Raw genomic sequence first — 250 nt, forward strand, 5'->3', positions numbered from 1 at the left:
TGCACGGCCGCGCTCACGCCGATCGTCAGCCGCCCGTCGTCCGCGAGCCCCGCCGACAGCGGCCCCCGTACGGTCTCCAGGAGCGTGTCCGCGATCAGACCCTCCTGCGAGCCGTCGTGCTCCGCGGAGACCGCGGGCAGCGGCACGAGGGCGATCGCCTCGTCACCGGTGTGCGCGACGGCGATCCGGTCGGACGGCTCGGGCCCCGACGACAGCGGGTCGACCAGGATCTCCTCCAGCAGCGACTGGG

At 74.8% G+C, this 250-nt stretch carries 1 pseudogene; it reads right to left on the minus strand.

Annotated elements, in window-relative coordinates:
• Positions 1 to 250: pseudogene (locus G3I40_RS05110) on the minus strand (PucR family transcriptional regulator); the annotation flags it as partial.

The organism is Streptomyces sp. SID14478, assembly GCF_010548525.1.
Lineage (GTDB): Bacteria > Actinomycetota > Actinomycetes > Streptomycetales > Streptomycetaceae > Streptomyces.